Here is a 2,703-nt window from a genome sequence, read left to right on the forward strand (position 1 = left end):
AAACTTTGGCGGAAGCCGAGGTTTCTTTGAACATGGACATCTTTAAAAATCAAATGAATAAATGGTTGGCCACTATACCTAATTATATCAAGCAATGCTTAAATATTTCTGTGTGCGAAAGTTGAGTAAGTACGTAATTCTTTCAAATAATTTTTTTCTGGCACGACTTTTATAACAACGCCATCCTGTTTCAACAAACGGAGGAATTCTTCATAATTAGATGGAGAAAAGATGCTTAAAATCATTGTAAACTGTTTATCATGAAAAGGCATGTTGGCTAGATCTGCTACTGTCCAAATATGTTGGTCATAGTTTCTTGCGGCGGCAATAATGCCTTCTTTTGAAATATCCACTCCTACCCCAACCACTTTTTTGGCACAACTTCTGCGTAAATGATTAGTAATATGGTGCAGGTACGTCCCTTCCCCACATCCAGTGTCCAAAATGGATATCTCCTCTTCTTTCCCAAGGGTAATATCCGCGACAATTTCTGACAATGCATGTTGAAGAGGTGTGTAAAAACCGCTTTCTGAAAGTAATATTTTTCTAACTTCAAAAAAATCCTTCCCATATTTTGTATGTATTGGTTGGTTTAAAAAATTTACGTACCCTTGTTTCGCAAAATCAAAGGTATGGCCTTTCTCACAACGGATACTTTTTAACCCCGTAACACGCATATCTTTTTGGCAAATTGGGCATGCAAAGATATTTTCATGTTGTTCTATGTGCCGCGCGCTTTGAATTTTTCTGCTTTCTTTTTTCAACCTAATACCTCCAGGGTATATTTTCTGAATAACATAATAGTCCTGGTATCCAAGGTAGAGGCAAGGAAAAGCCGGAAGCGCCTGACTGAGCAAAGATGAAACATTTCCACGGATAATTTCGAGCCAGAAGTGCTCCACTAAGCAAAGGTCACACACTTCCACAGATGAATCGGTTCTGAAAGTGCTCGACTACGCGAGAGTAAGACATTTCCACAAAAGGTGTCAGTCTAAAAGTGTACGAGAGTGTGAGAAGGAAGCCTCTCTATGGATAAAAAATCGGTCAAGTCCTTATTTTAGGGTTTCAGAAACTCCTACTTGGTTAATAATAAGCCACGGCCAAAGGAAGAATCTTCTCCTTCATCATTGGCCGTATTAAATCTATTTAAAAAGCTATTCTAACTCCTCTTCATCTTCTCGATGGTGATAAGGTGGGTGATGATGATTACCTGCATTTTGTTTCGTTTGCTGAACCGTGCCAAATGGATGTTCTGGCGGGGCATAGATAGAATACAATTTCAATGATTCCCGTCCGATATTCGTCAAATTGTGCCATTTTCCAGCTGGTATCATGATTGCGTCTCCCTGACGAACTTGCTGCTCCACTTCTAGCCGTTGCCTGCTGTCACCGATTTGAATCAATCCTCTTCCTTGTTCAATTTTTATCAATTGATCTGTTTGAGGATGCCTTTCAAAGCCAATTTCCTCCCTGCTTCTCAGACTCATTAACGTTACTTGTAAATGTCTTCCCGTCCACAACGCGGATCGATAGGCATTGTTTCTTCTTGTCGCTCTTTCAATATTTACCACGTAAGGTCTTCTTCCGTAATCTCTGCGTTCCATATCCTCATCAAATTCATCACCATCTCGGAACGCTTCCTGATCGTTTGGATAAATAAAACGGTTATCTGCCACCTGAGGATACATGTAATATGGATGTACTGCATACCAATATGGGTGTCCGTAGTACATAATTATTTGCCCCTTTCATTCTGTGTTCAGAAGCTATCCTACGTCGGACAACAGTGAAAGGTGCCTATAATAATCGAAAATAAATTGCTCTTTTATTATGATTCACTTACTGCTTTATCTAACGCTTGTAAAAATGCTTCTTCAGGTTGTGCACCGGAGACGGCAAATTTTCTATTAAATAGAAAAAATGGAACGCCTTGAACACCAATGGTACTGCCATCCTGCTGATCACGCACCACGTCTGATTTGTACGCATCACTTTCTAATGCTTTCCTTACTTTCTTTGGATCAAGTCCTGCTTCTTTTCCAATCTCCACTAACGTATCCGTGTCACTCACATCTTTTCCTTCAATAAAGTACGCTTTCATTAACAGTTCCATCACTTCAACCATTTTACCTTCTGTTTTCGCGTACTGGCTCAACTGGTGAGAAGCCGCCGTATTCGCAGGAATCACTTGATCAAAATCATAATCCAAGCCAACTTGTTTCGCTTGTTCCGCTACTTGGCTATTCATCCCTTTCGCTTGAGCAACAGGCATGTTATATTTTGTTGCTAATTGTTGATGAATGCTTCCTCGTTCTCCTCTTGTCGCGTTCGGATCTAATTGAAAACTTTTAAATTCTACTTCTACTTCTTCTTTATTTTCCCACTTCTCCAGTGCCTGATCTAACCTTCTCTTCCCGATATAACAAAAAGGACAAACAATGTCCGACCACACTTCAATTTTCACACAAATTCCTCCTCGAACTTTATTGTTCTCATTATTATCTCGCTTTTTAGTCTATCAATCAAATGAGATGACTAGTTCGTCTGAGTCAACCATTTGTGGGCAACTTTTTGTGAACCCCAATAATTGTAAGCGGATTCACTCTTGCTGGGTACTCCTTTGACGTGCTATTAATCTCTTTTTAAAAGCCTCTCAATCCTTTGAGCGCTTGATATACAGGAATATTCGCTTTCCCTTTGAGA

3 protein-coding genes are annotated in these 2,703 nt (G+C 39.7%); all 3 read right to left on the bottom strand.

Annotation, left to right across the window (positions count from 1 at the left end):
- Positions 1 to 98: 98 nt before the first annotated feature.
- Positions 99 to 764, bottom strand: a complete 666-nt coding sequence (locus tag GJS40_RS12785; protein ID WP_270898246.1) for a putative RNA methyltransferase — start codon at positions 762 to 764, stop codon at positions 99 to 101.
- 390 nt (positions 765 to 1,154) lie between these two features.
- A complete protein-coding gene (locus GJS40_RS12790; protein WP_270898247.1) occupies positions 1,155 to 1,733 on the bottom strand; it encodes a cupin domain-containing protein in 579 nt (192 codons plus the stop codon).
- Positions 1,734 to 1,828: 95 nt separating this feature from the next.
- Complete coding sequence (locus GJS40_RS12795; RefSeq protein ID WP_270898248.1) at positions 1,829 to 2,464, bottom strand: DsbA family oxidoreductase; 636 nt, start codon at positions 2,462 to 2,464, stop codon at positions 1,829 to 1,831.
- Between the last annotated feature and the right edge of the window lie 239 nt (positions 2,465 to 2,703).

The sequence above is a fragment of the Aliibacillus thermotolerans genome, assembly GCF_027853235.1.
Classification (GTDB): domain Bacteria; phylum Bacillota; class Bacilli; order Bacillales; family Marinococcaceae; genus Aliibacillus; species Aliibacillus thermotolerans.